Source organism: Mycobacterium sp. (assembly GCF_049281135.1).
Lineage (GTDB): Bacteria > Actinomycetota > Actinomycetes > Mycobacteriales > Mycobacteriaceae > Mycobacterium.
Window position 1 is genome coordinate 1 of record NZ_JBAPRN010000317.1, and the last position, 4,918, is coordinate 4,918.

Annotated in this window: 6 protein-coding genes; 2 read left to right on the top strand and 4 right to left on the bottom strand. The window is 67.6% G+C overall.

What is annotated here, in order from left to right:
• Positions 1-490 (bottom strand): class I SAM-dependent methyltransferase (locus WAN02_RS12870; RefSeq protein ID WP_422264562.1); only part of this gene is annotated, 490 nt, incomplete at its 3' end.
• Between the two features lie 11 nt (positions 491-501).
• Positions 502-1,437, bottom strand: a complete 936-nt coding sequence (locus tag WAN02_RS12875; RefSeq protein ID WP_422264563.1) for a class I SAM-dependent methyltransferase — start codon at positions 1,435-1,437, stop codon at positions 502-504.
• Between the two features lie 131 nt (positions 1,438-1,568).
• Between WAN02_RS12875 and WAN02_RS12880 the strand changes: the two genes are divergently transcribed.
• Positions 1,569-2,345: an SDR family NAD(P)-dependent oxidoreductase gene (locus tag WAN02_RS12880; RefSeq protein WP_422264565.1), complete on the top strand. Its 777-nt coding sequence runs from the start codon at positions 1,569-1,571 to the stop codon at positions 2,343-2,345.
• The gene (locus WAN02_RS12885; protein ID WP_422264566.1) at positions 2,342-3,556 is read left to right on the top strand and encodes a zinc-dependent alcohol dehydrogenase; all 1,215 of its coding nucleotides are present in this window, start codon (positions 2,342-2,344) and stop codon (positions 3,554-3,556) included. The genes WAN02_RS12880 and WAN02_RS12885 overlap by 4 nt, the downstream gene beginning before the upstream one ends.
• 15 nt (positions 3,557-3,571) lie before the next feature.
• On the opposite strand, the gene WAN02_RS12890 is transcribed toward WAN02_RS12885, so the two are convergent.
• Together WAN02_RS12890 and WAN02_RS12895 are read right to left on the bottom strand one after the other, a co-directional pair.
• Positions 3,572-4,228 (bottom strand): L-fuculose-phosphate aldolase, encoded by a 657-nt coding sequence (locus tag WAN02_RS12890; RefSeq protein WP_422264567.1) that lies wholly within the window; start codon positions 4,226-4,228, stop codon positions 3,572-3,574.
• The coding region (locus WAN02_RS12895) for an NAD(P)-dependent oxidoreductase (protein WP_422264568.1) at positions 4,225-4,918 on the bottom strand (694 nt) is incomplete at its 5' end. The genes WAN02_RS12890 and WAN02_RS12895, both read right to left, overlap by 4 nt.

Here is a 4,918-nt window from a genome sequence, read left to right on the forward strand (position 1 = left end):
GGTCGATGCTGACCGTGCGGCGCTCGGCGGTCGGGTTGGCGCCGAGGTCAGCCAAGGTGCTGGTTTTAAAGTCGATCACCTGTGGCTGGTCGATCTCGTAGACCACCGTCCCGGCCGGCCAGGGCAAGCGATAGGCCCTGGTGTCCAGGCCAGATGCCAGGATGACCGCCTGCCGAATGCCGGCCTCGGTGGCGCTGATGAAGAAATCATCGAAAAATCTTGTGCGCACAGTCATTTGCTCTATCCGCGTGCTGCGGGAGTGCGACGGGTCGTCATCGTTATCGAGGCTGACCTCCCCGTCGAGCAGGCGGATAAACGGCGGCAAGCCGACCGCACGAACCAGCGGGTCGGCCAGTGGATCATCGAGCAGCGCGTCGGGCCCTTGTGAGGCGATAGCCCGCGAGGCGGCAACCATCGTCGCGGTCGCGCCCACGCTGGAGGCCGGGTCCCAGCTGTCGCCATCGAATCTTCCGGATCGGGCGTGTGTCATGTGGATCGCTCCTATTTCTTGTCGGTCAGCGTTCCGCTGACGTAGAGACGGTCGGCGAACGGCAGGTCGTCCTCTTCGATCGGCGGAAGTCCGTTGGCCGCGAACATTTCCCGGATGGTGCTGCCGCCCATCTGCCATCCGTGCTCGGACAGGTAGACCGCCGCCTCGTTGCGGTCGCCGAAGTAGACCAGCTCGGTCATGTCGAGGTCGAGCCCGTGCTTACGCCAGCGCTCCGAGACCTTCCGCATGCGCTCTTTGATCCGCTCCTCGTGCCCCGGCTTACGGGTGGGCCCGCTCTCGGTGGCGATGCGGCTGCCCGGTGCGCTGAGCTCGGTGACGGTGTCCAGCAGGCGATCCTGCGCGTCGGGCGGCAGATAGCCCAGCAGGCCCTCGGCGCTCCACGCGCTGGGCTGCTGCGGGTCGAAACCCGCCGCCTTCAACGCGGCCGGCCAGTCGTCGCGCAGGTCGATGGCGACCGCGCGCCGCCGGGCGGTGGGCTGGGCGCCCAGCTCGGCCAGCGTGCGGGATTTGAATTCGATGACCTGCTGTTGGTCGATCTCGTACACCGTGGTGCCGTCAGGCCAGGGCAGCCGGTACGCGCGTGCATCCAGCCCCGACGCCAGGATCACCGCCTGCCTGATGCCCGCGTTGGTCGCGTCGAGGAAGAACTCGTCGAAGAACTTGGTGCGGACCGCCATGTTGTCGGTCATCCGCTGCACGCCCGGGGCGCCGTCGCCGTCGTCCTCGAGGTCGGCGGGGTTCAGCTCACCGGTGGCCAGCCGGGTGAAGAGGTCCAATCCCACCGCGCGAACCAACGGCTCCGCATAGGGGTCGTTGATCAGAGGCTGTGCGGCCTTGCTGGCCATGGCGCGGGATGCGGCGACCATCGTGGCGGTTGCGCCGACGCTCGACGCGAGGTCCCAGGTGTCGTCGTCGGTGCGTGCCATCGCTACCCCCTAGAGCAACTGAGTGATTACTTAGCCAATATAACGAGCGTACCATGCATCCAATTAGGTGCTTGTGCAGGCATATTGCTGAAACCCATGTCAAGCCGAATCATTCCCGCAACGCTGTAACCATGGCGTTCGAGGCGGCGGGCAAGCGGGTGCTGATCACCGGGGCGTCGTCGGGTATCGGGGCCGCGTTGGCCCGGCGGCTGGCCGGCCTCGGCGCGGTGGTGGGGTTGGTCGCCCGACGCTCGGAGCGTCTGGCGGAGGTGCTGGCCGACTGCCGCCGAACCTCGCCGGAGTCGACGATGTGGGTGGCCGATCTGGGCGACACCGCCGTGGTCGACCGGTTCGGGTTGCGCGTCTGGGACGACCTGGGTGGCATCGACGTTCTGGTCAACAACGCCGCCACGCCGAAGCGCCGCGTGGTCGAGGCGCTGGATCCGGCCGACGTCGAGGCGGTGATGCGGGTCAACTTCTTCGCCCCGATGCGGCTGACGTTGGCGATTCTGCCCCGGATGCTCCGGCGCGGGCACGGCGTCGTCGTCAACGTGTCCAGCGTTGGTGGTCGGCTGGGTATCGTTCACGAAACCGCATACTGTGCGAGCAAATTCGCGCTCTGCGGGTGGAGTGAATCAATGGCCGTCGACCTGCACGACACCGGCGTTTCAGTGAAGTTGATCGAACCCGGGCCCGTCGATACCGAGATCTGGGATCAGCCCGGCAGCGAGGAACCGCTCTACCAAGGACCCAAGGTGCCGGCCGAGGACGTGGCCGACGGCATCATCGCAGCGCTGGGCGGCGACCGTTTCGAGCACTACCTGCCGGACATGAAACCGGTCGTCGACGCCAAGAACGCCGACATCGACGCCTACATAGCCGGCGCGGCCGCTATGGCACCTCGATGAAGGCTCTTGTCTTCGGTGTCCGGTCGGAGCCATCGGACGGACCCGACGACGCACTGACGCACAGCCCCGTCGCACTGCGCCAGGTACCGGATCCCGCGCTGCTGCACGATGATTGGGCCATCACTCGACCTCGCCTGACCGGTATCTGCGGCTCGGACTCCAAGCAGATCCTGCTGGACTTCGGCGAAGGCGACGCCGACAACGCGATGGCCGCCTTCTGCTCGTTCCCTCAAGTCATGGGCCACGAGGTGGTCGCCGACGTCGTGCAGTTGGGGCCGAAGGCCCGCGGTCTCGAGGTGGGCCAACGGGTGGTGCTCAACCCGTGGCTGTCCTGCGGGCCGCGCGGCATCGAACCGCCCTGCCCGGCCTGCCAAAACGGGGACTACAGCCTGTGCTGGAGCTTCTGCGACGGCGACATCAAACCGGGGATCCACACCGGCGTCTCAGCCGATGTGACCGGCGGCTACGCCGAGTTGATGCCGGCTCACGACAGCATGTTGTTCGCGGTGCCCGATTCGGTGCCCGACGAGTTGGCGGTGTTCGCCGACCCGTTTTCGGTGTCGCTGCACGCCATCACCCGCCATCCGCCGCCGCGCTCAGGCCGGGTCCTGGTCTACGGCGCCGGCTCATTGGGGTTGTGCGCGTTGGCGATCCTGCGGGCGCTCTATTCGGACGTGGCCGTCGCGGTGGTGGCCCGCTTCGAAGCCCAGGCCGAGCTGGCCCGCCGATTCGGCGCCTCGATCGTGCTGGCGCACGAGCCGAGGCTGGCCGTCATCGACGAGCTGGTGGCCTGGGGCGGCGGCCGGTTGTGGCAGCCGCTGCAAGGGTTGCCGATGGCGTACCCGGGCGCGATCGACGTTGTCTATGACACCGTCGGGAAGCCGGAGACGTTCGAGGTCGGCGTCCGGGTCCTGGCCGCGCGGGGCACGCTGGTGAAGGCTGGCGTGCACGCCCCCGGCCGGTGGGAGTGGAGCCCGTTGTACTTCAAGGAAATCAACTGGGTCGGCAGCAATGCATTCGGCGTTGAGGAAGTCGACGGGCATCGCCAGCACGCGATCGCGCACTACCTCGACCTGGTGGCCGACGGCCGAATCGACCTGCGTCCCATGTTGACGCACACCTTCCCGCTGGAGCACTGGCGCGATGCCTTCCTGGCCATCGCCGACCAGGCTGACAGCGGTGCGGTCAAGGTCGCCTTCGACCAGCGCTAGCGATGCCGCTGACGCCTACATCGGGTTGGCGCGCAGATACGTGTAGACCCCGGCGAAGTTGGCGTTGATGTCGTCCGGGATCGGGACCGGGCCGCCGAGAGCCCTTGCCCCCCAGACGATTTGGGCGGTACGCTCTACCAGCGCGGTGACATGCATGACTTTGTCCGGGCGGGGACCGACCGCCACCAGGCCGTGGTTGGCGATCAGCGCCGCGGCCCGGCCTTCCAGGGCCTTGACCGCGTTGGAGCCGACCTCGGGTGTGGCCGATGCCGCGTAGTCGCTGCAGCGGATGTCGCCGCCGCAGTAGACGGCGAATTCGTCGATGCACGCCGGAATCGGCTGATGCGCGATCGCGAACATGGTGGCCCACACCGGGTGGCTGTGGATGACGCTGCCGATGTCGTCGAACGCCTGGTAACAAGCCAGGTGCAGCTTCATCTCGCTCGACGGAGACCGCCCCTCGGCGGCATGCAGCACGCCGCCATCCGGATCGACCAGCACCAGGTCGTCGAGGGTCATGTCGGCATAGTCGACCGACGACGGGGTGATGACCAGGTTGCCGTCTTCGCGTCGGGCCGAGATGTTGCCCGCGGTTCCCTCGACCAGCCCGCGGCGCAGCATGTCTTTGGCCGCAGCCAGCACCGCGGTCTCGGGATTGTCAACGAATCTCATGAGGTGAGCACCTCCGGGTTGACGATATGGGCGGGCTTACTACCGGACAGCAGCGCTTCCAGGTCGTCGGCCACCATCTGGGCTTGCCGCGCCTCAGTGTTCCACGTGGCCCCGCCGATGTGGGGCGTGAGCACAACATTGTGCATTCCGACCAACGGGTGATCGGTCGGCAGCCATTCGCCGACGAAGTGGTCCAGACCCGCGGCAGCCACCTTGCCGCTGCGCAGCGCCTCGACGAGGGCATCGGTGTCGTGCAGCTGAGCGCGGGCGCTGTTGAGGAAGACCACGCCGTCGCGCATGGCCGCGAATTGCTCGGTGCCGATCAGCCCGGTGGTGTCCGCGGTCACCGGTGCATGCAGCGAGACGACGTCGGCTTCGGCCAGCAGCTCGTCCAGGCTGTGGCTGGCCTCGTCGTTGTAGGGGTCGTAGGCGATAACCCGCATGCCGAGACCGGACAGCCGCCACTGGACCGCCCGCCCCACCGCGCCGAGGCCGATCAGCCCGGCCGTTCGCCCGGCCACCTCCCATGCGCGGAAACGCTGATACGGGATGCTGCCGTCGCGGAACACCTCTCCGGCCCGCACGTCGGCGTCGGCGGCCAACACCTGGCGGGTGGCGGCGAAGAGCAGGGCCAGCGTCATCTCGGCGACCGCATCTGCGTTGCGCCCCGGCGTATTCAGCACCGGGATG